26 protein-coding genes are annotated in these 25,705 nt (G+C 61.5%); 9 read left to right on the top strand and 17 right to left on the bottom strand.

Annotated features, from left to right (window positions below; all coding sequences use genetic code 11):
- The 4 genes from NRB16_RS20470 to exbB all read right to left on the bottom strand — a co-directional run bounded on the left by NRB16_RS20470 (position 1) and on the right by exbB (position 3,248).
- Positions 1-933 (bottom strand): hydrogen peroxide-inducible genes activator, encoded by a 933-nt coding sequence (locus NRB16_RS20470; protein ID WP_045485012.1) that lies wholly within the window; start codon positions 931-933, stop codon positions 1-3.
- Between the two features lie 150 nt (positions 934-1,083).
- The gene (locus NRB16_RS20465; RefSeq protein ID WP_045485013.1) at positions 1,084-1,836 is read right to left on the bottom strand and encodes an energy transducer TonB; all 753 of its coding nucleotides are present in this window, start codon (positions 1,834-1,836) and stop codon (positions 1,084-1,086) included.
- Entirely contained in the window at positions 1,833-2,258 is a 426-nt protein-coding gene (gene exbD / locus NRB16_RS20460; RefSeq protein ID WP_045485015.1) for a TonB system transport protein ExbD, read from the bottom strand. Before exbD ends, NRB16_RS20465 begins: the two co-directional genes overlap by 4 nt.
- Positions 2,259-2,261: 3 nt before the next feature.
- Positions 2,262-3,248, bottom strand: a complete 987-nt coding sequence (gene exbB, locus NRB16_RS20455) for a tonB-system energizer ExbB (RefSeq protein WP_045494018.1) — start codon at positions 3,246-3,248, stop codon at positions 2,262-2,264.
- Positions 3,249-3,451: 203 nt separating this feature from the next.
- Here exbB and NRB16_RS20450 point away from each other — a divergent pair, with 203 nt between their 5' ends.
- Positions 3,452-4,300 carry an SDR family oxidoreductase gene (locus NRB16_RS20450; RefSeq protein WP_045485017.1) on the top strand — a complete coding sequence of 283 codons (849 nt, stop codon included), beginning with the start codon at positions 3,452-3,454 and terminating at the stop codon, positions 4,298-4,300.
- A gap of 45 nt (positions 4,301-4,345) precedes the next feature.
- Here NRB16_RS20450 and NRB16_RS20445 read toward each other — a convergent pair whose 3' ends face one another.
- The 6 genes from NRB16_RS20445 to NRB16_RS20420 all read right to left on the bottom strand — a co-directional run bounded on the left by NRB16_RS20445 (position 4,346) and on the right by NRB16_RS20420 (position 9,583).
- Positions 4,346-5,083 carry a hypothetical protein gene (locus NRB16_RS20445; RefSeq protein WP_253113972.1) on the bottom strand — a complete coding sequence of 246 codons (738 nt, stop codon included), beginning with the start codon at positions 5,081-5,083 and terminating at the stop codon, positions 4,346-4,348.
- A gap of 58 nt (positions 5,084-5,141) precedes the next feature.
- Complete coding sequence (locus NRB16_RS20440) at positions 5,142-5,522, bottom strand: RidA family protein (RefSeq protein WP_045485023.1); 381 nt, start codon at positions 5,520-5,522, stop codon at positions 5,142-5,144.
- A 22-nt stretch (positions 5,523-5,544) separates the two neighbouring features.
- Positions 5,545-7,650: a bifunctional GTP diphosphokinase/guanosine-3',5'-bis pyrophosphate 3'-pyrophosphohydrolase gene (gene spoT / locus NRB16_RS20435; protein ID WP_045485025.1), complete on the bottom strand. Its 2,106-nt coding sequence runs from the start codon at positions 7,648-7,650 to the stop codon at positions 5,545-5,547.
- A 60-nt stretch (positions 7,651-7,710) separates the two neighbouring features.
- The gene (gene rpoZ / locus NRB16_RS20430; RefSeq protein WP_045485028.1) at positions 7,711-7,974 is read right to left on the bottom strand and encodes a DNA-directed RNA polymerase subunit omega; all 264 of its coding nucleotides are present in this window, start codon (positions 7,972-7,974) and stop codon (positions 7,711-7,713) included.
- Between the two features lie 111 nt (positions 7,975-8,085).
- Positions 8,086-8,706: a guanylate kinase gene (gmk, locus tag NRB16_RS20425; protein ID WP_045485031.1), complete on the bottom strand. Its 621-nt coding sequence runs from the start codon at positions 8,704-8,706 to the stop codon at positions 8,086-8,088.
- A 13-nt stretch (positions 8,707-8,719) separates the two neighbouring features.
- Positions 8,720-9,583: a YicC/YloC family endoribonuclease gene (locus tag NRB16_RS20420; protein WP_045485034.1), complete on the bottom strand. Its 864-nt coding sequence runs from the start codon at positions 9,581-9,583 to the stop codon at positions 8,720-8,722.
- 258 nt (positions 9,584-9,841) lie between these two features.
- Between NRB16_RS20420 and rph the strand changes: the two genes are divergently transcribed.
- Positions 9,842-10,564, top strand: coding sequence for a ribonuclease PH (gene rph / locus NRB16_RS20415; RefSeq protein ID WP_045485038.1), 723 nt, complete (start codon positions 9,842-9,844; stop codon positions 10,562-10,564).
- Positions 10,565-10,586: 22 nt separating this feature from the next.
- Positions 10,587-10,955, top strand: a complete 369-nt coding sequence (locus NRB16_RS20410; protein WP_253113969.1) for a DUF4870 domain-containing protein — start codon at positions 10,587-10,589, stop codon at positions 10,953-10,955.
- A gap of 121 nt (positions 10,956-11,076) precedes the next feature.
- Here the strand turns inward: NRB16_RS20410 and NRB16_RS20405 are convergent, their stop codons facing one another.
- Complete coding sequence (locus NRB16_RS20405; protein ID WP_045485044.1) at positions 11,077-11,856, bottom strand: exodeoxyribonuclease III; 780 nt, start codon at positions 11,854-11,856, stop codon at positions 11,077-11,079.
- Between the two features lie 80 nt (positions 11,857-11,936).
- Here NRB16_RS20405 and pyrE point away from each other — a divergent pair, with 80 nt between their 5' ends.
- Together pyrE and NRB16_RS20395 are read left to right on the top strand one after the other, a co-directional pair.
- Positions 11,937-12,578 carry an orotate phosphoribosyltransferase gene (pyrE, locus tag NRB16_RS20400; protein ID WP_045485047.1) on the top strand — a complete coding sequence of 214 codons (642 nt, stop codon included), beginning with the start codon at positions 11,937-11,939 and terminating at the stop codon, positions 12,576-12,578.
- 123 nt (positions 12,579-12,701) lie between these two features.
- The gene (locus tag NRB16_RS20395; protein ID WP_253114226.1) at positions 12,702-13,238 is read left to right on the top strand and encodes a DUF4124 domain-containing protein; all 537 of its coding nucleotides are present in this window, start codon (positions 12,702-12,704) and stop codon (positions 13,236-13,238) included.
- Positions 13,239-13,301: 63 nt separating this feature from the next.
- On the opposite strand, the gene argB is transcribed toward NRB16_RS20395, so the two are convergent.
- From argB to coaBC, 4 genes are read right to left on the bottom strand one after another with little or no spacing between them, the layout of a single operon-like run.
- The gene (gene argB, locus NRB16_RS20390) at positions 13,302-14,207 is read right to left on the bottom strand and encodes an acetylglutamate kinase (RefSeq protein ID WP_045485049.1); all 906 of its coding nucleotides are present in this window, start codon (positions 14,205-14,207) and stop codon (positions 13,302-13,304) included.
- 27 nt (positions 14,208-14,234) lie between these two features.
- Entirely contained in the window at positions 14,235-16,820 is a 2,586-nt protein-coding gene (locus NRB16_RS29815) for a phosphomannomutase/phosphoglucomutase (protein ID WP_045485051.1), read from the bottom strand.
- A 53-nt stretch (positions 16,821-16,873) separates the two neighbouring features.
- Positions 16,874-17,329 (bottom strand): dUTP diphosphatase, encoded by a 456-nt coding sequence (dut, locus tag NRB16_RS20380; RefSeq protein ID WP_045485054.1) that lies wholly within the window; start codon positions 17,327-17,329, stop codon positions 16,874-16,876.
- Between the two features lie 6 nt (positions 17,330-17,335).
- Positions 17,336-18,544, bottom strand: coding sequence for a bifunctional phosphopantothenoylcysteine decarboxylase/phosphopantothenate--cysteine ligase CoaBC (coaBC, locus tag NRB16_RS20375; protein WP_253113967.1), 1,209 nt, complete (start codon positions 18,542-18,544; stop codon positions 17,336-17,338).
- Positions 18,545-18,793: 249 nt separating this feature from the next.
- On the opposite strand from coaBC, the gene radC reads away from it, so the two are divergent.
- Complete coding sequence (gene radC / locus NRB16_RS20370) at positions 18,794-19,468, top strand: DNA repair protein RadC (RefSeq protein WP_253113954.1); 675 nt, start codon at positions 18,794-18,796, stop codon at positions 19,466-19,468.
- Here radC and NRB16_RS20365 read toward each other — a convergent pair.
- A complete protein-coding gene (locus tag NRB16_RS20365; protein ID WP_257106818.1) occupies positions 19,442-20,842 on the bottom strand; it encodes an ATP-binding protein in 1,401 nt (466 codons plus the stop codon). The two genes, radC and NRB16_RS20365, sit on opposite strands and share 27 nt — an antisense overlap.
- 205 nt (positions 20,843-21,047) lie before the next feature.
- Here NRB16_RS20365 and NRB16_RS20360 point away from each other — a divergent pair, with 205 nt between their 5' ends.
- Together NRB16_RS20360 and NRB16_RS20355 are read left to right on the top strand one after the other, a co-directional pair.
- A complete protein-coding gene (locus NRB16_RS20360; protein ID WP_253113948.1) occupies positions 21,048-21,755 on the top strand; it encodes a DUF3800 domain-containing protein in 708 nt (235 codons plus the stop codon).
- Positions 21,752-22,237 (top strand): hypothetical protein, encoded by a 486-nt coding sequence (locus NRB16_RS20355; protein ID WP_253113946.1) that lies wholly within the window; start codon positions 21,752-21,754, stop codon positions 22,235-22,237. Before NRB16_RS20360 ends, NRB16_RS20355 begins: the two co-directional genes overlap by 4 nt.
- 179 nt (positions 22,238-22,416) lie before the next feature.
- Here the strand turns inward: NRB16_RS20355 and NRB16_RS20350 are convergent, their stop codons facing one another.
- Positions 22,417-23,178 carry a response regulator gene (locus NRB16_RS20350; RefSeq protein ID WP_045485070.1) on the bottom strand — a complete coding sequence of 254 codons (762 nt, stop codon included), beginning with the start codon at positions 23,176-23,178 and terminating at the stop codon, positions 22,417-22,419.
- An 89-nt stretch (positions 23,179-23,267) separates the two neighbouring features.
- Between NRB16_RS20350 and NRB16_RS20345 the strand changes: the two genes are divergently transcribed.
- Positions 23,268-25,586, top strand: a complete 2,319-nt coding sequence (locus tag NRB16_RS20345; protein WP_257106817.1) for a TonB-dependent siderophore receptor — start codon at positions 23,268-23,270, stop codon at positions 25,584-25,586.
- Positions 25,587-25,705 lie beyond the last annotated feature (119 nt).

Here is a 25,705-nt window from a genome sequence, read left to right as displayed (position 1 = left end):
CTAGACTGCCTGGCCCGCTTCTGCCTTGGGACGGGCCACGGAACACAGACGCACCGAGTCAGCCAGAATTTCGATGGCTTTAGGCCGCGGGAAGCTGGCACGCCAGGCGATGGCGACAGTGCGAAATGGGGTTGGTGGCGTCAGCGGACGGACCTCGATCACGCCTGGCGCATAGTGATGGCTGTGGACCGCCGACAGCGGCAGGATCGATACGCCAAGCCCTGAGGCAACCATGTGCCGAATGGTTTCCAGCGAGCTGGACTCGACGGTGGTGTGCCGGGCGCCTTCGCTGTTCTTGGTCAGTGTCGGGCACGCTTCCAGAACCTGATCGCGGAAACAATGGCCTTCGCCAAGCAGCAACAGACTCTTGTCGTTCAACGCGGAGGAGTCGATGGTCTGCTTGCGTGTCCAGGGGTGCTCGGCCGGCATCAGCACGTAAAACGGCTCGTCGTACAGCGGCAGGGTCAGCACGTCTGCTTCGTTGAACGGCAACGCGATGATTACGGCGTCCAGCTCGCCGTTACGCAGCTTGTCGCGCAGCACGTGGGTGAAGTTTTCTTCGATGTACAACGGCATCTGCGGGGCAACCCGGTGCAGTTGTGGAATCAGATGCGGGAACAGGTATGGACCGACGGTGTAAATGGCGCCGACCTTGAGCGGAGCAGTCAGCTGGTTCTTGCCGGCCTGGGCCAGTTCGCGGATGCCCTGGGCCTGTTCGAGGACTTTCTGGGCCTGGGCGACAATGCCCTCACCGACCGGAGTCAGGCGTACTGCACTCTTGCTGCGTTCGAAGATCAGTACACCAAGTTCGTCTTCGAGCTTTTTCACGCCGACCGACAGCGTAGGCTGGCTGACATGGCAACGTTCGGCAGCATGGCCGAAGTGCTGCTCTTGAGCGAGCGTGACGATATAGCGCAATTCTGTAAGGGTCATAACGTGCGTCCATGTGGTTGCGCGCCCAGCATAGCGGCTGCAATCAATAGACGCACGTTATCAAAGGCGCATCTGTGTATCAAAAAACCGATTCAGGAGCGGTACGCAAAGCGGCGGCCGTCATGGCCCGCCAACTTTGCGTCTGGCCTGTCAGCGTTTATCCAGGGAATAAACGAAGGGTGCCAGAATCTCGATCGAACCGTTGTTCAGTACTTCAGCCGGAGGCTTGGGTACCGGTTGCGCACGGCGGATCATCTCCAGTGTGGCGCGGTCCAGTGACGGGCTGCCTGAACTGCTGGCGATCTCGAAGGACAACACGTTGCCCTGCGCATCGACCACGAAGCGCAGTCTGGCCACCCCTTGCATGCCACGACGACGGGCATCCTCAGGGTACTTCTTGTACTTGGCCAGGTGCCGCAGCAGGTCGCTCTGCCAGCTTGGCAGCGCGTTGCTCGGTGGCGACGGCGGGCTAGGCGGCGTCGTCGGCGCGGCAGCCTTGTCAACCTTGACCGGAGTTGGCGGTGTATCCACCGGTTTCTCGTCGGCCGGTTCTTCCTTGGGCGGCTCAGGCTTCTTCTCGATCGGCTTTTTCGGCTGAGGTTTGGGCTTGGGCTTTTCCACTTTCTTGGGCACGACGATTTCCGGCTTCGGCGCCTCGGCGACCTCAGGCATCGGAATCTCTTCTTCCGGTGCAGGTGGCGTCGGTGGCTGCACGACCGCTGGAGGCGGTGGCGGCAGTGGCTCGGGCAGTGGTGGAAGCTCGATCATCATCGCAGGCGGCGGCAGTTCGATTGCCTGGGAGGCCGGCCAGCGCAGTGCCAGATACACTGCAACGGCATGCACGACCAGCACCAACAACAGACTACCGCTATAGCGCGTCAGTGTTTGGCGCATGCTGGTCATTTTTTCCCAACCGTCTCAAGGCCTACCAGGCCGACCTTCAGATAACCGGCAGCGCGCAGGGTGTTCATGACTTCCATCAGGTCGCCGTAATCCACGCCCTTGTCAGCCTGGAAGAAGATGGTGGTGTCCTTCTTGCCCTTGGTGCGCTGGTCCAGCACCTGGCCGATCTGCTCGCGAGGAATCTGATCGTTGCCCAGGTACAGGTTCTTGTCAGCCTTGACGCTGAGGAACACCGGCTTTTCCGGTCGCGGTTGCGGCTGTGCGGTTGAGGCCGGCAGGTCAACCTTGATGTCCACGGTGGCCAGCGGGGCGGCCACCATGAAGATGATCAACAGAACCAGCATGACGTCGATGAACGGCGTCACGTTGATTTCATGGTTCTCGGCGAGATCGTCGCCGCCTTCATTCAGATGCAGACCCACGTGTCAGCCCACCTTGGACATTTGCGGTTGCTGTTGGCTGCGCTCGCTTGGCTCTGGCAGGTGGTCCAGGTCACGGCTGACCAGCAGCAGCACCTGAGCCGATGCGTCGGAGACCTGCGCTTTGTAACCGGCGATGGAGCGGGCGAAGACGTTGTAGATCACCACCGCAGGAATCGCTGCGACCAGACCGATGGCCGTGGCCAGCAGGGCTTCGGCAATACCAGGGGCCACGACCGCCAGGTTGGTGGTCTGGGTCTTGGCGATACCGATGAAGCTGTTCATGATGCCCCATACGGTACCGAACAGACCGACGAACGGCGCGGTGGAACCGATGGTCGCCAGTACCCCGGTGCCGGTGCTCATGGTCCGGCCACTGTTGGCCACAATACGCTCCAGACGGAAGCTGACACGCTCTTTGATGCCTTCGCGTTCACGGCTATTGGCCGATAGACGCATCTCTTCGAGGGCGTCGTGCACCAGAACATGTGCCAGCGTGCCTTCGGCACGGTTCAGCTCGGCGGCTTCGCTGAGGGTACGGGCCTTTTTCAGGCTCGGCACTTCATTGCGCAGGCGACGTTTGGCGCCCAGCAGCTCAAGGCCCTTGGCGATCCAGATGGTCCAGGTGATGATCGAGGCCAGGGCCAGACCGATCATGACGGCCTTCACCACGATGTCGGCGTTCTGGTACATGCCCCACGGCGACAGGTCATGCGCGGACATGCCCAGGCTGTTCTCGCCCTCAAGTGCCAGCGAATCGTCAGCCGCCACAGGCGCTACGGCCGGGGTGGCGCTCGGCGCTGCAGTGGCATTGCCCGCTGGCGCCGGGGCGCTGGCCGCCGCTGGTGCTGCGCTATTGGCGGTCGGTGCGGCCTGATCGGCAAAGGCTGCCGGGGCGAGCGTCAGGCTCAACACAAGTGCGGCTGCCGCGCGCCAGGCGCGAGACATGCCGAAAAGCGTGGTTAGCGAGGCGGGTGATGGAGTGCGTGTCATGCTGGCCGGACCTGAATGTATATAGAACATAATGCGCAATCATGAAGAAACTGCGCAGGTGCGTTAACAAAGGGCGACCATTATTGCAAATCGTTCTTGTTAACTAAAGTAATAATGTATCTTTTTTTGCCACAAATTTGGCTACAGCATTAAATTTTGTGAAATTTCATGGATTTACTGCCGAGCTTGAGAGGAGAAATCTGATGTCTACCCCGAAGGTGGTGATCGCTGGCTGTGGTGATGTGGGCTCGCGTCTGGCTATTGAATTACAAGCACTTGGCTGGGATGTACAGGGGCTACGCCGCAATATTGCCGCGCTGCCGGAGGGTATTTCCGGTATCGCGGCAGATTTGTTTGCAGCGGCTCTGCCCAAGGGCTGGCCAAGCGGCAGCATTGACTATCTGGTGTATTGCGCAACGCCTTCGCAACGCGATGAGGCCGGCTATCGACAGGCGTATGTCGAAGGCCTGCAACATACACTGAGCTGGGTGCGCCAGTCGGGCCAACAGCCGCGCCGCGTTGTCTTTGTTTCCAGCACCGGGGTGTACGGCCAACAGCAAGGCGAGTGGATCGACGAAACATCGGCCACTGAGGCTGAGCGGTTTTCCGGCCAGGTCTTGCTGGAGGCCGAGCGCGTGGCACTCGATTGCGGCTGGCCAGCCAGTGTCGTGCGCCTGGCCGGGATCTACGGTCCAGGCCGCAGCGATCTGTCGGGCAAGGTGCGCGAGGGCTATCGGGTAGCGATTGATCCGCCAGTGTATGCCAACCGTATTCACGCCGACGATGCCGCAGGCTTGCTGGCGCATCTGCTCAAGGCCGACGCCGAGGGTGTGGTGCTACAGGATTGCTATCTGGGGGTCGATGACGAGCCGGCAGCGCTGGCCGAGGTGGTGGCCTGGATGCGCGAGTATCTGGGGGTTAGCCAATGGTCCGAGCAGCAGGTGTTGCGCCGGGCCGGCAGCAAGCGCTGCAGCAATGCCCGGGCGCGGGCACTGGGCTGGACGCCGCGCTACCCGGATTATCGCGCCGGGTATGCGGCGTTGCTGGGTTGATCAACGGTCGGCGCAGCGGCGACATCTTCGCCGCTAAAGCGGCTCCTACTGTTGCTCAAGCAGCCAGCGGCGCTGGCCGGGACGCAGCTGAGGCATTTCATCGGCTTCAGCGGTGTTGATGGCCTGGAAAATCTCCAGCTGCCGGCCTTTGCGGGCAAAGATCCACGGTGCACCCTGTTCGGCGCGCTCCAGCCACATGCTGTCGTACTCGCCGCTCATGGCTGCACAGTCACCTGCCAGGCACAGCGCATAGCGATCGTTGCCGCCCAGCCCCTGCACTCGGCCGTCGGGCGAGAACTGAACGCTGCTGCCCTGGCCGTCGCCACTGACAATGGTCCATTTGCCGCCCAGATAAGCCGAGTACAGCGCATGCTCAAAGCTGCTGCCCGGTGGCGCATCGGCAGCGAGGCTGACCTTGGGTTTGACGAAGCGCTGCTCAGGACCTGACTCGCTGGCCGCCTGGGTCAGCTGGCTGCCATCAATGCTCAGGTCTTCGAAGAAGTTGCCATAGAACTCGATACGCAGCTTGCCGGCCTTGGACTCGATGATCTTGCCTTCGCCGAGCTCAAAGCCATTGGAAAAAGATGCCTGGCCGGCCTTGGTGTCGACCTGCCATTCCAGATTCGGGCCGCTGGACAACATGGCTTCACGCATGTTGCTGCCTTTGACGGCGGCATCAATGGCATTCTGATTGATCCAGATACCATCGGGGTTGACGTCGGTATGGCTGGCACAGCCACTGACGAGTGCGGCCAACAGCGTAAGGGCAAGCGCACGACGCATAAGGGAATCCTTTCTTTGCACAGGATGACGCAGCGCCTGGACGCTGCGCCGGGGCGGTTTACTCAAGGACCAGAATGGCGTCCATTTCGACCTGCGAGCCGCGTGGCAGTGCGGCAACGCCGATGGCGGCGCGGGCCGGGTAAGGCTGCTCGAAGTACTTGCCCATGATCTCGTTGACCTTGGCGAAGTGGCCCAGGTCAGTGAGAAAGATGTTCAGTTTGACGATGTCTTTGAACGAGCCGCCAGCCGCTTCGGCGACGGACTTCAGGTTTTCGAAGACCTGGGTGATCTGGGCTTCGATGCCGTCGACCAGCTCCATGGTGTTCGGGTCCAGCGGGATCTGCCCGGACATGTAAACGGTGTTGCCCGCCTTGATGGCCTGGGAATAGGTGCCGATGGCGGCAGGTGCCTTGTCGCTGTTGATGACAGTCTTGGACATGAGAACTCCTGTTAAAGGGGTGTCAGGCGCGCATGCGGGTAATGCGGGTTACCCCGGCCAGGGCGCGCAGCTTTTTGATGACGCGGGCCAGGTGTACGCGATCGTGCACGCTGACCACCAGTTGGACCACGCTGATGCGACCATCGCGCTCATCCATGCTGATCTTCTCGATGTTGCCGTCGGCGGCATTGACGCTGCTGGCCAGCAGCGCGATCAGGCCACGCTGGTGCTCAAGCTCGACGCGCAACTCGACGTTGAATTCGCCAGTGACATCCTTGGCCCAGGACAGATGCAGGCATTTTTCCGGGTTATGGCGGATCTCACTGATATTGCGGCAGTTTTCCAGGTGCACGACCATGCCCTTGCCCGCCGACAGGTGGCCGACGATCGGGTCGCCCGGAATCGGCGTGCAGCACTTGGCATAACTGAGTACCAGGCCTTCAGTGCCGCGGATCGCCAGCGGGCCTTCAGGGCTGGGCAGTTGCTCGCCGTCACCCAGCAAGCGGCGTGCGACCACATAGGCCATGCGATTGCCCAGGCCGATGTCTTCGAGCAGATCTTCCAGGACTTCGGCGCGGTACTCGATCAGTGCGGCCTGAACGCGCTCGGCGCTGACTTTGTCCAGGCTGGTCTCGAAGCCGTTGAGTACCTTGTTGAGCAAGCGCTCGCCGAGGCTGATGGACTCGGAACGGCGCTGCAGCTTCAGGGCGTGGCGAATATGGGTACGGGCCTTGCCGGTGACCACAAAATTGAGCCAGGCCGGGTTCGGCCGGGCACCCGGCGCGCTGACGATCTCGACGGTCGAGCCGCTTTGCAGCGGCTCGGAGAGCGGAGCCAGGCGGCGGTTGATCCGGCAGGCAATGCAACTGTTGCCGACGTCAGTGTGCACGGCGTAAGCAAAATCCACCGCCGTGGAGCCTTTTGGCAGCTCCATGATCCGCCCTTTGGGGGTGAACACGTAGACTTCGTCGGGGAACAGGTCGATCTTGACGCTTTCGATGAACTCCAGCGAGTTGCCGGCGCGTTGCTGCATTTCCAGCACGCCCTTGACCCATTGCCGGGCGCGGGCATGGGAGCCCTTGGGCTGCTCGTCATCGCTGGACTTGTAAAGCCAGTGCGCGGCGATGCCGTTATTGGCCATTTCTTCCATTTCGCGGGTGCGAATCTGGATTTCGATGGGCACCCCGTGCATGCCGAACAGCGTGGTATGCAGCGACTGGTAGCCGTTGGCCTTGGGGATCGCAATGTAATCCTTGAAACGCCCAGGCAGTGGCTTGTAGAGGTTGTGTACGGCGCCCAGTACCCGGTAGCAGGTATCGACCTTGTCGACGATGATGCGAAACGCATACACGTCCATGATTTCGTTGAAGGCCCGGCGCTTGCCGCGCATCTTCTTGTAGATGCCGTACAGGTGTTTCTGGCGGCCGCTGACATCGCCTTCGATGCCGTCCACTGCCAGACAGTGGCTCAACGACTCTTCGATCTTGTTGACCAGTTCCTTGCGGTTGCCACGGGCGCGCTTGACCGCCTGGTGAATGCGCGAGGAGCGCATCGGGTACATGGCCTTGAAGCCCAGGTCTTCGAACTCGATGCGTACGCTGTGCATGCCCAGCCGGTTGGCGATGGGGGCATAGATCTCGAGGGTTTCCTTGGCGATTCGCCGGCGTTTTTCGCCGGACAACACCTCAAGGGTACGCATGTTATGCAAGCGGTCGGCAAGCTTGACCAGGATCACGCGGATGTCGCGGGCCATGGCCATGGCCATTTTCTGGAAGTTTTCCGCCTGGGCCTCGGCCTTGGTCTCGAAGTTCATCTGGGTCAGCTTGCTGACCCCGTCGACCAGGTCTGCGACGGTCTCACCGAACTGCGCACTGAGCGCTTCCTTGGCGATGCCGGTGTCTTCGATCACGTCATGCAGCATCGCGGCCATCAGGCTCTGATGGTCCATGTGCATGTCAGCGAGGATATTGGCGACGGCCAAAGGGTGGGTGACGTAGGCTTCGCCGCTGCGACGGCGCTGGCCGTCGTGGGCTTGCTCGGCGTAGAAATACGCGCGACGGACCAGGTTGACCTGATCCTTGCCTAAATAGGCCGAAATGCGTTCGGCGAGGGCGTCTATGCTCGGCAAGGCGCTACCCCCTGCCGATGGCTCTTACCCTGCGCCGTACCACATCGACCCGGCATAGGCTTAAACGGCCTCGCTGGACTCGTCCTCGAAGGCGGCAAACAATGGCTCGTCTTCGACGATTTCAGCTTCGGCGATCACTGCATTGTCGATCAGGCCGGCGGCGATTTCGCGCAGGGCAAGTACGGTAGGCTTGTCGTTTTCCCAAGCCAGCTTGGGCTCTTTGCCGCCAGTGGCGAGCTGACGCGAACGCTTGGTAGCGAGCATGACCAGCTCGAAGCGGTTATCGACGTGTTCCAGGCAGTCTTCAACAGTCACGCGGGCCATGGTATTCCTCGTAGCAAATGCGTATGCGCGGTGCCCGGATGGGCGAGCGGACTCGGTAGTGTACAAGCGGTCGGTAGCAAGCTTCAAGCGGCAAGCCACAAGCGGGCCGATTCAGGCCAGCAATTGGCTGAGCAGCTCCTGGTGCTGACGCGCCTGATGCGCCTGACTCAGACGGTTGGCACGGAAAATGGCTTTCAGATCCTGCAACGCGACGTCAAAATTGTCGTTGATCACCAGGTAGTCATAAGCGGCGTAATGACTCATCTCGCTGACCGCTTCGCGCATCCGCCCTTCGATGATCTCGTCGCTGTCCTGGCCACGGTTGTTCAAGCGCTGGCGCAGCGCTTCGCGGCTGGGCGGCAAAATGAAGATCGAGCGTGCGTCGGGCATCAGGTTGCGCACTTGTTCAGCGCCCTGCCAGTCGATTTCCAGAATCAGGTCGTGACCGGCATCGAGCACTTGCTGCAGGCTGCTCTGCGAGGTGCCATAGAGGTTGCCGAACACTTCGGCCTGCTCCAGGAAATCGCCCTGCTCGATCATGCGCAGAAACTCGGCGCGCTCGACGAAGTGGTAGTTCACCCCGTTGGTTTCGCCCGGGCGCATGGCGCGCGTGGTGTGCGAGACGGAAACGCGAATTTGCGGCTCGTCGGCGATCAGCGCCGTGACCAGGCTGGTCTTGCCTGCCCCGGACGGGGCGGAAACGATATACAGGGTGCCGGTACTATGGGTCATTTGGGGTTCAGCCTTACTCAATATTCTGCACTTGTTCGCGCATCTGCTCGATCAACACCTTGAGGTTGACCGCGGCCTGGGTGCTGCGAGGATCGAACGCCTTGGAGCCCAGCGTGTTGGCCTCGCGGTTGAGCTCCTGCATCAGGAAGTCCAGGCGCCGCCCGGCCTGCCCGCCGGTCTTGAGCACCCGGCGCACTTCCGTGACATGGGTGTTGAGACGGTCGAGCTCTTCGGCAACGTCGCTTTTCTGGGCGAGCAGGACCATTTCCTGCTCCAGGCGCTGCGGGTCCAGCTCGGCCTTCATGTCATTGAAGCGGTCGAGGATCTTCTGCCGCTGCGCAGCCAGCATCTGCGGCACCAGAGCGCGCAGGGTGGTGACTTCCTGGCTGATGGCGTCCAGTCGCTCGCTGAGCAGCGCTGCCAGGCCCGCGCCTTCACGCGCCCGACCGTTTTTCAGCTCCTCGAGCGCTTGGCTGAACAGCGCCAGCGCAGCGCTGTTCAGTGCCTGGGGATCAGCCGCGTCGCCGACCAACACCCCAGGCCAGGCCAGTACTTCCAGCGGGTTGAGCGGGGCCGGTTGCTGGATCAGAGCGGCAACCTGCTCGGCGGCGGCGACCAGTTGCGCCGCACGCTCGCGGTCAACCTGTAGCGGTTTGCCGGCCGTTTCTTCGACAAAGCGCAAGGTGCACTCGACCTTGCCCCGTGACAGCCCTTGACGCAGCGCTTCACGAATCGCACCTTCCAGGTCGCGGAACGCTTCAGGCAAGCGCAGGTGGGGTTCGAGGTAGCGGTGGTTGACCGAGCGCAGCTCCCAGCTCAGGGTGCCTTGGGTTCCGGCCTGTTCGGCGCGGGCAAAGGCGGTCATGCTGTGCACCATGGGGTGTACCTCTATTGAGTCCCACGCGCAGCCCGGTCGCAGGCGGCGTGGAAGTCGTGAAAGTCGACAGGCTGCAAAAGCGCAGGATTGTAACGCAGGCGAGGCTGGCGCCCAAACGGCTGATGCATACAGATGCCGGCCGCTGGTCAGGGTTGCGGTATTTATGGATCGCGACCGGTCAGGCAAAGCAATTCGCGATTGAAGCTCGACAGCCCCTATAATGCTCGGCAGTTTTCCGTCCTGTACAGGTATTGCCAGATGAAACGTCCAAGTGGTCGCGCTGCCGATCAACTGCGCCCGATCCGTATCACCCGCAACTACACCAAACACGCCGAGGGCTCTGTACTGGTCGAGTTCGGGGACACCAAGGTCATCTGCACGGTCAGCGTCGAAAACGGCGTACCGCGTTTCCTCAAAGGCCAGGGCCAGGGCTGGCTGACCGCCGAATACGGCATGCTGCCGCGCGCCACCGGCGAGCGTAACCAGCGCGAAGCCAGTCGTGGCAAGCAGGGCGGCCGGACCCTCGAAATCCAGCGCCTGATCGGCCGTTCGCTGCGCGCGGCACTGGACATGTCCAAGCTGGGCGACATCACCCTGTACGTCGACTGCGACGTGATCCAGGCCGATGGCGGCACCCGAACCGCGTCGATCACCGGGTCCATGGTCGCGCTGATCGACGCCCTCAAAGTGGTCAAGAAACGCGGCGGCCTGAAGGCGGGCGATCCGCTCAAGCAGATGGTCGGCGCCGTGTCGGTCGGTATCTATCAGGGCGAGCCGGTACTTGACCTGGATTACCCCGAAGACTCCGCCGCCGAAACCGACCTTAACGTGGTGATGACCAGTGCCGGCGGCTTCATCGAAGTCCAGGGCACCGCCGAAGGTGCGCCGTTCCAGCCCGAAGAACTCAACGCGATGCTGGAACTGGCACGCAAAGGCATGGCCGAAATATTCGAACTGCAGCGCGCCGCGCTGGCTGACTGAGACACCGACCCGGGGACCTGAAATGACCGACAGCCAACAACCCTCGCTGCACAAGCCAGGCCCGCAAGCGCGGCAGTGGGCGATGCTTTGTCATCTGTCGGCGTTTTTCGGGCTGGTCTTTCCGTTCGGCAACCTGCTGGGGCCGCTGGTGCTCTGGCAGCTCAAGAAAGAGTCCGACCCGTTTATCGACGCTCAGGGCCGTGAAGCGCTGAACTTCCAGATCACCGTCAGCATTGCCGCGACCATCAGCTTCATGCTGGTGTTCGTGGTGATCGGCATACCGCTGTTGATGCTGGTCGGCCTGGGCGCCTTGGTGCTGACCATCATTGGCGGCGTAAAAGCCAATGACGGCCTGAACTACCGCTACCCGTTCACCTGGCGCCCGGTGTAGGAGCAGCTTTAGCTGCGAAGGCTTCGCGGCTAAAGCCGCTCCTACGGCGTAGACCCAAGCCTTCGCCCAATAAAAAGCCGACTTCATGTCGGCTTTTTGTCGTCCGGTGGCTGACCCTCAATCAGGTGGTCAGTGTCCAGTCGTAGTCCACGATCAGCGGCGCGTGCTGCGAGAAGCGCGGCTGGCGAGGCAGGCGTGCGCTGCGTACGAAACGGCGCAGGCCCGGTGTCAGAATCTGATAGTCGAAGCGCCAGCCCAGATTGAGCATCTCGGCCTGTTCGCTGTCCGGCCACCAGCTGTACTGATCGCCTTCACGATTGACTTCACGCAGTGCATCCACATAACCCATATTGCCGACGATCTCGTCCATCCAGGCGCGCTCCGGCGCAAGGAAGCCTGGCGACTGCTGACTGTCGCGCCAGTTCTTGATGTCGAGCTTCTGCTGGGCAACATACAGCGAACCGCAGTAAATGTACTCGCGGCGCTTGCGACGCTGCTTGTCCAGATACTTGCCGAAGTCATCCATAAGCTTGAATTTCTGATTCAGGTCTTCATCGCCGTTCATGCCCGAAGGCAACAACAGGGTGGCAATGCTGACTTTGTCGAAATCTGCCTGCAGGTAACGCCCGTAGCGGTCAGCGGTCTCGAAACCCAGACCGCTGATGACCGCCTTTGGCTGCAACCGCGAGTAAAGCGCCACGCCGCCCTGGGCAGGCACCTCGGCTTCGCATGCATACAGGAAGTAACCATCCAGCTGGTAGGCTGGATCATCCAGTTCAAAGGCGGAGGCGCGGGTGTCCTGAAGGCAGATGACGTCGGCATTCTGAGCTTGCAGCCAGCTGAGCAAACCACGCTCGACTGCAGCCTGAATGCCATTTACGTTCACACTGATGATCCGCATAAATGGCCCCAAAAATCACGTGCGTGTATGATACCCGAGGTCTAATCAATTAGCTAAATCCGTGCTTTCAGGGCTTTTTCATGCAAGCGTATCAACGCGATTTCATTCGTTTTGCCATCGATCGCGGCGTGCTGCGCTTCGGTGAGTTCACTCTCAAGTCAGGGCGCACCAGCCCTTACTTCTTCAATGCCGGTCTGTTCAACAGCGGCGCCGCACTGGCGCAACTGGGGCGGTTCTACGCCTCGGCGATCGTTGACAGCGGGATCGACTTCGACGTGCTGTTCGGCCCGGCCTACAAGGGCATTCCGCTGGCGGCCGCTACCGCCGTGTCGCTGGCCGAGCATCACGACCGGGACCTGCCCTGGTGCTTCAACCGCAAGGAAGCCAAGGCCCACGGCGAGGGCGGCAGCCTGGTCGGCGCACCTTTGACCGGCAATGTGCTGATCATTGATGACGTGATTACCGCCGGCACCGCGATTCGTGAGGTCATGCAGATCATCCAGGCCCAGGACGCTACGGCGGCCGGCGTGCTGATCGCGATGAACCGCCAGGAGCGTGGCAACGGCGAGTTGTCGGCGATTCAGGAAGTCGAGCGCGACTTCGGCATTCCGGTCGTGAGCATCGTCTCGCTCAACCAGGTGCTGGAATTTCTCGCCGACGACCCACAACTCAAGCAACACCTGCCTGCAGTTCAAGCGTACAGGGCGCAATACGGCGTCTGAGGGAAACCTATGACCGGCTGGGCAAAGCACCGCAGTGATCGAAACCTGAGCAGCACGTCGCGGCGCGTCGTGCAGGCTACCGGGCTGGTGTTGCTGCTGGGCAGCTTGGGCCAGAGCGCGGCAATGGCTGCCGAGCCCCCTGAGGTGCTGCTCTATCGCTATGTCGACAGCCGTGGCATAACCGTCATGGATCGCCAGGGCGTGCCGCCGGAGTACGCAGGCAAAGGCTATCAGGTACTCAACGCCCAGGGGCGAGTGGTACAGGTAGTCCCGCCGGCCCCCAGTGCCGAGCAGATTCGTCAGGCCGAGGCGGCCAAGGCCCAGGCCGGTGCCGATGCGCAGTTATTGCGCCAGTATCGCAGCGTCGATGATGTCGAGCGCGCCAAGGCTCGCAAGCTGGCAGAGATCGACGCGCTGATCGGCGTGGCCCTAGGCAATACCCAGGGCCTGGCTGCCCAGCAGGCCAGCCTGCAGGGCCAGGCCGCCGATCTGGAACGGGCAGGGCGCCCGGTGCCGCAGAACCTGATTGACCAGATGAACGACCTGCGCGATCAGCACAATGCGCTCAAGGCCGAGATCAGTCGTTATCAGCAGGCGCGCCAGCAGGCAGAGTCAGACTTCGCGCAGTTGCGCGCGCGGGTCTCCAGCCTGCTTCAGTAGCGTGATAAAAAGGCCCCGTCAGTTCGCACTGGCGGGGCCTTTTTATTATCGCAATGACCGCAATCAGTGACGCTTGCGGTTGGTGATCAGCGTACCCACGCCGCTGTCGGTGAAGATTTCCAGCAGTACGGCATTGGGCACACGGCCATCAATGATGTGCGAGCTGTGTACGCCGCCCTGCACCGCTTCCAGCGCGCAACGGATCTTCGGCAGCATGCCGCCGTAGATGGTGCCGTCAGCGATCAGGCCATCGACCTGTTCGGTGGTCAGGCCGGTCAGGACTTCACCTTGCTTGTCCATCAGGCCGGCAATGTTGGTCAGCAGCATCAGTTTCTCGGCCTTGAGGGCTTCGGCAACCTTGCCGGCGACCAGATCGGCATTGATGTTGTACGACTCACCGTTCGGGCCGACACCGATCGGCGCGATCACCGGGATGAAGTCGCCCTTGACCAGCATGTTCAGCAGGTCGGTATTGACCCCGACCACTTCGCCAACGTGACCGATGTCGATGATTTCGGCCTTGGTCATTTCCGGCGTCTGGCGGGTAACGGTGAGCTTCTTCGCACGAATCAGCTCGGCGTCCTTGCCGGTCAGGCCGATGGCGCTGCCGCCATGACGGTTGATCAGGTTGACGATGTCTTTGTTGACCTGGCCGCCGAGGACCATTTCCACCACATCCATGGTCTGCGAGTCGGTCACCCGCATGCCGTCGATGAAGTGGCTTTCAATGGACAGGCGCTTGAGCAGGTCACCGATCTGCGGACCGCCGCCGTGAACGACCACCGGGTTGATACCGACCGCTTTCATCAGCACGATATCGCGCGCAAAGCCGGTTTTCAGCTCTTCGCTTTCCATGGCGTTGCCGCCGTACTTGATTACCAGCGTCTTGCCAACGAAACGGCGGATGTATGGCAGTGCTTCGGACAATACCTTGGCGACGTTAGAAGCGGCATCACGTTCGAGGGTCATTCGGGGCTCCAGTCAAAGATCAAACTATCAGAACGGCAAGTCGAGGTCCGGCGCAACTTTCTTGAGCTCGGTATGGAAAACGTTCTGGATGCGCTGCAATTCAGCCTCGGTTTCGGCTTCGAAGCGCAGCACCAGCACCGGCGTGGTGTTGGACGCACGCACCAGACCCCAGCCTTTCGGATAATCGACACGGACACCGTCGATGCTGGTCAGTTTGGCGTCGCCCCACTGGGCCTGTTTCTCCAGAGCCTCAATGATGCTGAACTTGGTGACATCGGTCACCTTAATATTGATCTCTGGGGTGGAAACGTCATCCGGGAAAGAGGCGAACAGCTGTTCGGCGGTTTCGGTTTTCTGGCTGAGGATTTCCAGCAGCCGTGCAGCGCTGTAGATACCGTCATCGAAACCGAACCAACGCTCCTTGAAGAAGATGTGGCCGCTCATCTCGCCCGCCAGCAACGCGCCGCTTTTCTTCATTTGTTTCTTGATCAGCGAGTGGCCGGTTTTCCACATCACCGGACGACCGCCGTGCTCACTGATCAACGGGGTCAGGCGGCGGGTGCACTTGACGTCGAAGATGATGTCGGCGCCCGGATTGCGCTCCAGCACGTCCAGCGCGAACAGCATCAGCAGGCGGTCAGGGAAGACCACATTGCCCTCGTTGGTCACCACCCCCACACGGTCGCCGTCGCCGTCGAAGGCAAGGCCCAGGTCGGCGCCGGTTTCCTTGACCTTGGCAATCAGGTCCTGAAGGTTTTCCAGCTTGCCCGGATCGGGGTGGTGGTTAGGGAAATTGCCGTCGACTTCCTCGAACAGGGAAATCACTTCACAGCCCAGCGCTTCAATCAGCCGCGGCGCGATGACCCCGGCAGCGCCGTTGCCGCAGTCGACCACCACCTTGAGGCGGCGGGCCAGGGCGATGTCCTGGGTGATCTGCTGGTAGTAGCGCTCGAGGATGTCGACCTTGGTGATGCTGCCTTTTTGCTCGGTCAGGTTGTTGGTTTTGATGCGCTCAAGCAGGGCCTGGATCTGTTCGTTGGCCAGGGTGTCGCCTGCGATGACGATCTTGAAACCGTTGTAGTCCTTGGGGTTGTGGCTGCCGGTGAGCATCACGCCAGTCTTGCCGGCCAGCACGTTGGCGGCGTAGTACAGCGCCGGAGTCGGGACCAGGCCGACATCGCTGACATGACAACCGGCGTCATGCAGCCCCTGAATCAGTTGTTGTGACAGTTCCGGGCCAGACAGACGGCCATCGCGACCCACGCTGACGTTGGGTTCGTTCTCGGCCAGGCTCTGGGCGCCGATGGCCCGACCGATCCAGTAGGCGGTTTCAGCGTGCAGGGTATCGCCGACCACACCGCGAATGTCATAGGCGCGGAAGATCGACTCGGGAAGCTGGGGTGCCACGGATGCTGGGCTGTTCATAAAGAGGGTGTGCTCCGATCTCGGGAGATCCTGGTTGTCGTCGAGAATGTCGATATCAAGGATATCGGTGTTCTGGAACAGCGGATCGCTCCAGGCGGTGCCAGGCTTGGCGGCCGGGGGCGATACTGCAACGCTGCCTTCAGAGGTGTCGGGTTTTGCGCCGCTTCTGTCGCCAGTAGCCGCGTGAGGCGCGGTGTACAGCGAAAGACGGGCAAGGGCCTGAGCCAGTCCTTGCAGGGCAGGGAGGCTCAAACCGAAGGGTTTGACGGTTTTTCCGCGAGAGAGTTCTTGCACCAGTTGATCCAGTTGCCGGGTGTCGTCGACGATCAGCCTTTGCAGGCGGCGCTCGTTGAGGTACAGCCCCAGCACGCTGCCCGCCAGGGCGACCAGCAAAGCCAGGCCGAGCAATAGCCAGGGGATCGGGTTGTGCAAGGCCGGACCCGGGGTGAATTCAAGCCGCCAGCCCGGATAGCCGGTTTCGAAAACCTGCGGTTTGCCGGCACCGGCCAGCCCGCGCTGCAGGAAAACCTGCTCCGGACCGTTGCCGAACTGCTGGCTTAACACCACTTGCCCGGCGTCTTCGGGAATGCCTGGAATGGCGTTGAGCAGACGCTTGGGGTCGAAGGCCAGCAACAAGGTGCCGCTGGCCGGCTGGCTCGGGTCGCTGCGCAGCGCTGCCACGCTGTAAATGACCCAGCGCTCGCCGATCTTGCGTGCCTCCGGCACCGGTGCCTGACCCTGAATCGCCTTGTTGAGCAGGTCCAGGGTCGAGTAGCTGACCGGCAAGCTGCTCTGGGTGTCGATGTCGGCCAGGCCTTTGGCATCGATCCGTGCGCCAATCAGGCCGTCCCAGTAACGCAGCCGCTCCTGCACAGCGCTGCGGGCCTGCTCATCATGACTCTGCAGGGCCTGCAACAGGGCGGGATTGTTGGCGGCCGCCTGGGTGTCGGCACCGATCTGGCGCAAGGCCAGATTGATCGCCAGCGCCTGGCTGTTACCCCAGGCCTGGATCTGCTGGTCATGCTGTTGCGGGCTGCTGGCCAGGCCGACGGTGATCAGTACCAGCGCCGCCGCCAGGCCGGCAAACGCCGGAATCAGACCGGGCAGCAAGGCGTGCAAGGCAGATGCAGAAGGCTTTTGCCCTTCGGCAGACGAATGCTGGTTGATGCTGCGCTGACTGCCTTCCACCCGACTGCTCTCCGATTATTCGTCCTGAATCCGGGGTTGCCTGTGCAAATCTGTCAATGACTGCCTGAGTGACCGAAGCCGCCGGCACCGCGCTGGGTCTGCTGGAACTCCTCGACCAGCTCGAAACGGGCCTGCACCACCGGCACCAGCACCAACTGCGCGATGCGCTCGCCAACCGCGATGGTGAACGGAGTCTGGCCGCGGTTCCAGCACGAGACCATCAGTTCGCCCTGATAATCGGAGTCGATCAGGCCGACCAGGTTGCCCAGCACGATGCCGTGCTTATGGCCCAGCCCCGAACGCGGCAGAATCAGCGCGGCCAGGCCCGGGTCTTCGACGTAGATCGACAGGCCGGTGGGAATCAGCAGGGTCTGGCCGGGCTCCAGCACGGTGTCCTGCTGCAGCATGGCGCGCAGGTCAAGGCCGGCCGAGCCGCTGGTGGCGTAGGCCGGAAGAGGGAAGTCGCTGCCAATGCGGGGGTCGAGGATCTTGGCTTGTAGAGCGTGCATTCGTAGTTAAACCTGATTCATGCGTTCGGCGATAAAAGAGATCAGCTGGCGGGCAATCTTGCCTTTGCTGGTCTGGGCAAAGAGCGTTGCATGCAACGCCCGGTCGATCACGCTGCAGGCGTTTTCTTCACTATTGAAGCCGATGCTGGGGTTGGCGACATCGTTGGCGACAATCAGATCGAGATTCTTGTCCTTGAGCTTGCGTGCAGCATAGTCGAGCAAATGCTCGGTCTCGGCGGCAAAACCGACACTGAACGGACGATCCGGGCGGGTCGCGATGGTCGCCAGGATGTCGGGGTTACGGACCATCTGCAGCAACAGGCCGTCGCCGGTGCTGGGGTCTTTCTTGAGTTTGTGCGGGGCGACCACTTCCGGGCGGTAGTCGGCCACGGCGGCCGAGGCAATGAACAGATCGCACGGAATCGCTGCTTCGCAGGCGGCCAGCATGTCGCGGGCGCTGACCACGTCAATGCGCGTGACCCGGTCCGGCGTCGGCAGGCTGACGGGACCTGTGATCAGTGTCACCCGCGCGCCGGCTTCCACGGCCGCTTCGGCCAGGGCAAAGCCCATCTTGCCGGAGCTGTGGTTGGTGATGTAACGCACCGGGTCGATATTTTCCTGAGTGGGCCCGGCAGTGATCACCACGTGCTGGCCGGTCAGGCTCAGGCGCTGGAAGCACTCGGCGGCGCACATCGCCAGCTCGCCGGGCTCGAGCATCCGGCCAAACCCCACGTCGCCGCAGGCCTGGCTGCCCGATGCCGGGCCGAACACTTTCCAGCCGCGCTCTTCGAGCTGCCGTGTGTTGGCCTGCACCGAGCTGTCGCGCCACATGGCCTGATTCATCGCCGGCGCAATCGCCACGGTGGCGTCGGTGGCCAGCACAATAGTGGTCAACAGGTCATTGGCGATGCCCTGGGCCAAGCGGGCGATCAGGTCAGCGGTTGCCGGGGCGATGAGAATCAGGTCCGCCCAGCGGGCCAGCTCGATATGCCCCATCGCGGCTTCTGCCGCCGGGTCGAGCAGCTCCAGATGGACGGGGTGTCCCGAGAGCGCCTGCATGGTCAGAGGGGTGATGAACTCCGCCCCGCCCTTGGTCATGACGACCCGCACTTCGGCCCCCTGGTCGCGCAAGCGGCGGACCAGTTCGGCGCTTTTGTAGGCCGCGATGCCGCCGCCGACGCCCAGAACGATGCGTTTTCGATACAGCCGCTGCATAGGCCTGCCTTGTCTTGATCAATGTTGCGCAATCGCAGCAGCCCCGGTGCCGGGTAGCCGCAGAAAAATCCGGGCTAAGATAGCACAGCGTCCGCAGTGGAGCAGCGGCGCCCACAGCTCTGTAGGAAAAGTCAGCGCGTGAGGCTCTGGCCCGGCAAAAGCTGGCGAGCCGTTGCGATCTGCGGTACTAGCTGGTGGGACGTGCGCGGCCCTTTGTTTGCGCCGCGCCTGAACACAAGGAGGTGGTGCATGAGTATCCGCGACTGGCCTGCTGCGGAGCGTCCGCGCGAGCGCCTGCTTGGCATGGGCGCGCAGAGCCTTTCCGATGCAGAACTGCTGGCCATTTTTCTGCGTACCGGTGTATCGGGCAAAAGTGCTGTCGATCTGGCCCGGCATCTGTTGAATGAATTCGGCAGCCTGCGCGCGTTGCTGGAGGCCGACCTCGATGCCTTCAGTTCACACCTGGGGCTTGGCCCGGCGAAGTTCTCCCAGCTCCAGGCGGTGCTGGAAATGGCCCGTCGGCACCTGGCTGAAAGCGTGCGCCATGCGTCGGCCCTGGAAAACCCGCAGCAGGTTCGCACCTATCTGAAATCACAGCTGCGCCATGAGCCTCACGAAGTGTTCGCCTGCCTGTTTCTCGACAGCAAGCATCGGGTACTGGCGTTCGAGGTGCTGTTCCATGGAACGATCAATGCGGCCTATGTTCACCCGCGCCAGGTGGTCAAACGCGCCCTGGCACACAATTCGGCCAGCCTGATCCTGTGCCATAACCACCCCTCCGGAGTCAGCGATCCGAGCCGGGCCGACATCGAGCTGACCAAGCGCCTTATGGAGTCACTGGCGCTGGTGGATGTGGTGGTGCTCGACCATGTGATCGTCGGCGAGGGCGAGCCGTTGTCACTGGTTGAGCGCGGCCTCATGTAGCGGCAGGAGCACACTGACCGACAACCCGCCAGCCTGGCGGTTACGCAGCATCAGACGGCCGCCATGCAGCATGGCGATGCGTTTGGCGATGCTCAGGCCCAGACCGTAGCCGCCGGAACGCTGGTTGCGAGAGGCTTCACCGCGTACGAACGGGTCGGTGATGGTTGGCAGTTGTTGCTCGGCAATGCCGGGGCCGCGGTCGAGGATCTCGATGTGCAGGTGCTGGTCGTCCGATTGCACGTTGAGACTGACCTGCCGGGCGTAGCGCAAGGCATTGCTCAGCAGGTTTTGCAGGCAGCGTTGCAGCAACAGCTCATTGACCTGCACCACGCCGCCACGTCCGCTGACAGGCAAGGGTTCCTCAGCGCTGCACAGCTCATCGCACAAGCGAGCGAGCAGCTCGTCGATATCGACAGGCTGCACGGTGTGCTTATCGGCGCTCTGCAAATAATCGAGCACCTGGGCGATCATGCGCTCCATTTCGACAATATTGTGCCGCAGCCGCTCGCGAGGACGCTCTTCGCTGACCCGCTCGATCAGCAGACGCATGCGGGTCAGCGGGGTACGCAAATCGTGGGATACGGCCGCCAGGAAATAGGCCTGGTCATCGAGCATGGCTTTGAGGCGCTGCTGCATGCTGTTGAAGGCCAAAGCGGCCTGGCGAACCTCTTGCGAACCTTCGATGGTCAAGGGTGGCTGTTCGAGATTGTCGCCCAGCGCCATGGCAGCCTCGCCCAGACGCTTGAGCGGGCGCAGGCACAGACGCACCGCCACCAGACAGATCACCAGCACGGCCAGAATGCGCAGGGCATACACCCGCAACAGATAATCGGCAATCAGCACCCATGCCGACTCGCCGCTCCAGCCCTGCATTTCCTGCGCCTCGACGTGCAGCCAGCGCTGGTCCGGCAGCTGGAGCGCAAAGCGCAGGTGCGCCTGGGCGGTGCGCAGGCCGAACAGGCTATGCCAGACGATCGGCTGACCCTGCGTATCGGTCAGGGTCGCGCTGAGCAGGCGCAGCGGGTAATCGCGTCCGGTTTCAATGCGCAACGCCTGACCGAGCAGTAATTCAATGCGCCGCTGGGCGCGGCTGGGTTCACCGCCGGGCACACGGGGCGGTGCATCTGACAGGCAGCGCAACTGGTAATGGGTGCGAACCTGAAGCTGTTCGGGCGCACGGCAGTCAATCTGCTCGATGATCGCCGCAGTGTCACGCGCCATAAGCCGTACGGGCGCTTCCAGAACCTGCGCAAAACGCACATCGAACCAGATACTGCTTGATGCAAGTTGAATGCCCAGCACCCCAAAAACCATGATCACCAGCAACTGGGCGAACAGGGTTATGGGCCATAGCCTTTGCAGAAAGCGCCGCATCTCAGGACGCGGGACCGGTGATGCTCAACAGATAGCCTTCATTGCGGATGACAGAAAGTCTGCACCTTGCCGTTCGGACGGCTCTGAGTCAATAAACACTGGAGCAGGCGAGCCAGGAAAACGATGACTGAAGCCTGATCGCTCTGGCCCATGGCTATGAGCAAACAGAGTACATTCGGCAACCCTAACGGCCAGCAGTACAGCAATGAACGAAACCTTCAATATCTATTGTGACGAATCCTGCCACCTGGAGAATGACGGTCAGCGCGCCATGGTGCTGGGCGCTGTCTGGTGTCCAGAGGCAAAACGCCTGGAGATCGCCCGGCGTCTACGTGAAATCAAATCAAGACATAAACTGCCCCGCGATTTCGAAATCAAGTGGACCAAGGTGGGCTCCGCCAAACTGCAGTTCTACCTGGACTGTATCGACTATTTTTTTGACGATGACGATCTGCACTTTCGTGCGTTGGTTGTTGCCGACAAGGCTTGTCTCAACCACCGGCAGTACCGGCAAAGCCATGACGACTGGTACTACAAGATTTACTTCTCGATGCTCAAGACCATCTTCGACCCAGACGCTGGATACCATGTCTACATCGATATCAAAGACACATTAGGGCATGAGAAGGTCACCAGACTCCACGAGGCGCTGGCCCACAACGCCTATGACTTTTCTCGCAAGGTAATCCGCCGTGTACAGCGCATTCACTCTCATGAGGCAGAACAATTGCAGTTGGCCGACTTGCTCATTGGCGCGCTGTCCTACCTGCATCGCGGACTGTGTGGCAGCGAAGCCAAGCAGCGACTGATTGCGCGAATTCGCGAGCGTAGCCGCTATAACCTGGAGCAGAACACGTTGCTGCGTGAGTCCAAGTTCAACCTGTTCTTCTGGAGCGGGAGCCAAGACTTATGAGCCTGCCGGGATGGCTGCCTGAACTGGAAGAACTGAAAACTTATGGTGGCGATTTTTCTCGTTATCTGGATGCGATCTACGAGATATTTTGTGCCGACTTTGTGGTTTCGAAACCCGTATTCGCTGGTAAGCGTCTTGGCTTGAAGCGTCATCCGGTTATTCAGGGCAAGGAGGCTACGTTTTGGCACATGATTTCAGAGGGGCACGACGAAGCGGAGCGCCTGCCTGATTTGCGGCGTTGCGAGCGTATTCGCTGGCCCAGACCAATAATAGAAAATGCTGCCGATACAAGGCTAAAGATCTGGCGTGAACCGAAAGGCTCAACTACTCGTGTATTGATATGGTTTGCCGAAGCCCAATACTTGGTGGTGCTGGAAGAGCGCAAGGACTACACCCTGCCTTGGACGGCCTATCCAGTCGAACGAGAGCATCAGCAGAAGAAACTGGAGCAGCGTTGGGAGCGCTACAGTCAAGAGAGTTAGGCTGGCCGCGCCCTCCACAGGAGGACGGGGCCGTTACTCCTTCTACACTGACACCCTAAGGCTGGTAGATGAGCTGGTGCCAACGGTAGGCCTTACCTGTCTGGATTTCAAGCTACACGCTGTTTTTTTCTGACGATATGCCTGCTTTTCGTCACAGTCATTGCAAAAAACGCCGCATCTCAGGACGCGGGACCGGTGATGCTCAACAGATAGCCTTCATTGCGAATGGTGACAATCTGCACGCTGGCACGCTCATCGCTTTTGAATGACTGACGCAGCCGGCTGATGCACATGTCCACCGAGCGATCGTCGGGCTGATAGGCGCGGCCGAAGGCGCTGCGGGTGAGCTGCTCACGGGTCAGCACTTCTTCATGGGCATTGAGCAACTCGCTGAGCACACGGTAATCGGAGCGTGGCAACGGCAACTGGCGCTGGTCCGGCAGGGTCAGTTCGCGGCGGGCGTGGTCGAGCCGGTAGCCGGCAAAGTGCTGAGTCTTGTCCGGGCGGGCAGGGGACTCGGGGGCCAGGCGCGTCGCGCGCCGCAGCACGGCCTTGATTCGCGCCAGCAACTCACGGGGCTCGAACGGCTTGGCCAGGTAGTCGTCGGCACCGACCTCCAGGCCGATCACCCGGTCCAGCGCTGCGCCCCGGGCCGACAGCATGATCACGCCCATGCTCGAATCGCGTGGCAACTGGCGGCACAGGCTCAGGCCGTCCTCGCCGGGCAGCATCAGGTCCAGGATCAACAGGTCTACGGTCTGCTCACGCAGACACTGCCACATCTGCTGACCGTCGGCAGCCGCCAACACACGATAACCGGCCTCGCTGAGGTAGTCGCAGAGCAGCTCGCGGATCTCGTCATCATCATCGACCACCAGCAAGGTTTCGCCTGATTGTGGTGGCAATCCGGGCGGCGAGGTGTCGCGCTCATTACATTCCATTACAAGCCCATACATACGCGCGGTACAGCGAAGTGAGGTGGTTGATAAAAATCGTATCAAAACCTAACTGCAAACACGAAGCGATTACAATGACTCACTTGGGCAGCACCTCTTCTACCATCCTCCATCTCCCCGCCAACCCTACCGACATTTTCACCCTCAAGCGCTCTAACGTGCTGATCGGCCTGGGCCTGAGCGCACTGATTGCCAGTCACAGTATTAACGCGGCCGACGCTGTCGAACTCAACGCCATTGATGTCCGCGACAGCGCCTACACCGAACAGGATGCCACCGGCCAGGCCGGTTACACGGTTAAAAGCACCAGCAGTTCCACCGGCCTTAAGCTGACCCCACGGCAGACCCCGCAGTCGGTGACCACCATCACTCAGGAGCAGATGACCGACCGCAATATCACCAATATGGAGCAGGCACTGGACGCCGCGCCGGGGGTAAGCATGAGCAAGCTGGAGGTCGGCGGGCGTACCGAGTACCGCGCCCGCGGCTATGCCATCAGCAACTGGAAGGTCGATGGCCTGCAGTATCCGGGGGGGTCGGATTTCAGCGGCGCCGGTTCGTCGCTGAACATGGACATGTACGAGCGCATGGACGTGGTCCGCGGCGCCAACGGCCTGTTGGGCGGCACCGGAGATCCGTCAGCCACCGTCAACCTGATCCGCAAGCGTCCGACCCGCGAGTTCGGCGGCAGCGCCTACGTGACCTATGGTAGTTGGGACAAGGCCCGCCTGGGCGCCGACCTGAACCTGCCGCTGTCGGAAGATGGTCGTCTGCGTTCGCGCTTTGTGGTTTCCCAGCAGGAGGCCAACTCGTTCCGCGACGAGCAGTCCGACCGCTCGCGGGCAGCGCTGGCCAATGTCGAGTTCGATCTGGATGACGCCACCACCCTTGGCGCCGGCTTTCAGTATGAGTATTACAAGATTGTCGGCGGCGGCTGGGGTGCCAATATCCCGATCTGGTACGGTGACGGCAGCAAGACCGACCTGCCGCGCAGCACCAACGTGGTGCCGAGCTGGAGCTTTGGCGAGTACACCACCCGTACCGCGTTCGGCTCGCTGACCCATCGCTTCGACAATGACTGGACCCTGAACGTCAATCTGGCGCAGACCACCACCGACGCCCTTAACCACCGCGGCCTGGCCAAGGTCAACTCGTCGTCGGGCGGCAACTATGTTGGTTACTTCAGCCGCGATGGCAGCGGTGCGGTACTCAATGGCCTGCACAGCTCGACGGACACCACTCAACAGTCCGGCCAGATTGATCTGAGCGGCCCGTTCCAGCTGTTCGGCCGTACCCATCAGGCGATGTTCGGCTACAACGACAGCCGCACCGTGGCCTGGTCGCCGCAATACAGCTGCACCATGTCCAGCGCCCTGCGCACCAGTGCGCCAGCGCTGGGCTGCCAGTTCCGTGGCAACAACGGTTTTGCGCTCAGCGACTGGCGCAACGGGGTGAATGACGATTACTACATCGATGCCCGCCAGACCGGCCTGCACAGCAAGACCACTACGCGCCTGCAGGGTATGTATGCGGCAACCCGGATCAGCATCACCGAACCGCTGTCGGTGATTGCCGGGGTGCGCACCAGCAACTACGACGCAGTGACCATCGCCACCTCCGGGGCACGCAGCAGCCAGAGCGAGAACGGCATCGTCACCCCATATCTGGGCGCGGTGTATGACCTCAATGACAACTACTCGCTGTATGCCAGCTATACCGACATTTTCACCCCGCAGACTCAGGAAGACGCCGGCGGCAGCAAGATCGAGCCGATTCGTGGCAAGAGCTACGAAACCGGGATCAAGGGTGAGTGGTTCGACGGTCGCCTGAATGCCCAGGCTGCGTATTTCCGCACCCAGCAGGACAACAAGGCCGTTACCGATGGCGCCAGCCTGACCCCGACCGGCGCGCAGGCCTACAAGGCCGGCTCCGGGGTGGAAACCGACGGTATCGATCTGGAAGTGGCCGGGGCGATCACGCCGAACTGGAACGTCTACGGCGGCTACACCTGGCTGCACTTTCGGCGCCTCGATTCCGACGGCCGCAGTGACCCTTCGCACCTGTTCAAACTGTCGACCACCTACCACCTGTCTGGCGCGCTGGATCGTCTGACCGTGGGTACCGGTGTGACTGCACAGACCAACATCCGCGCACTGTCGACCCCGGCCGGCCAGCCCACCAACGGCGTGAGCCGCAGCGCCAGCGACGTCAACTGGTCCGGTTATGCGATCTGGAATGCCATGGCCCGCTATGACATCACGGACGACACCGCACTGACCCTGAACGCCAACAACCTGTTCGACAAGCACTACTTCACCCGCTATGGCTTCTATGCCGGGGCGATCTACGGTGATCCTCGCAGCCTGTCGCTGACCCTGCGGACCCAGTTCTGACCGCTCTCGCGCGTCAGACAAACAAAGCGGTGCCCATCTGAATGGGCGCCGCTTTTTGTTGGATGGTTGTTCGGAGTCAGCGCGGCCTCAGCGCCGAGGAGCTGTTCATCAGGGTGCGG

This window comes from Pseudomonas sp. LJDD11 (assembly GCF_024584215.1).
In the GTDB taxonomy this organism is placed as follows: domain Bacteria; phylum Pseudomonadota; class Gammaproteobacteria; order Pseudomonadales; family Pseudomonadaceae; genus Aquipseudomonas.
This window is presented reverse-complemented; position numbering and strand designations above follow the sequence as displayed.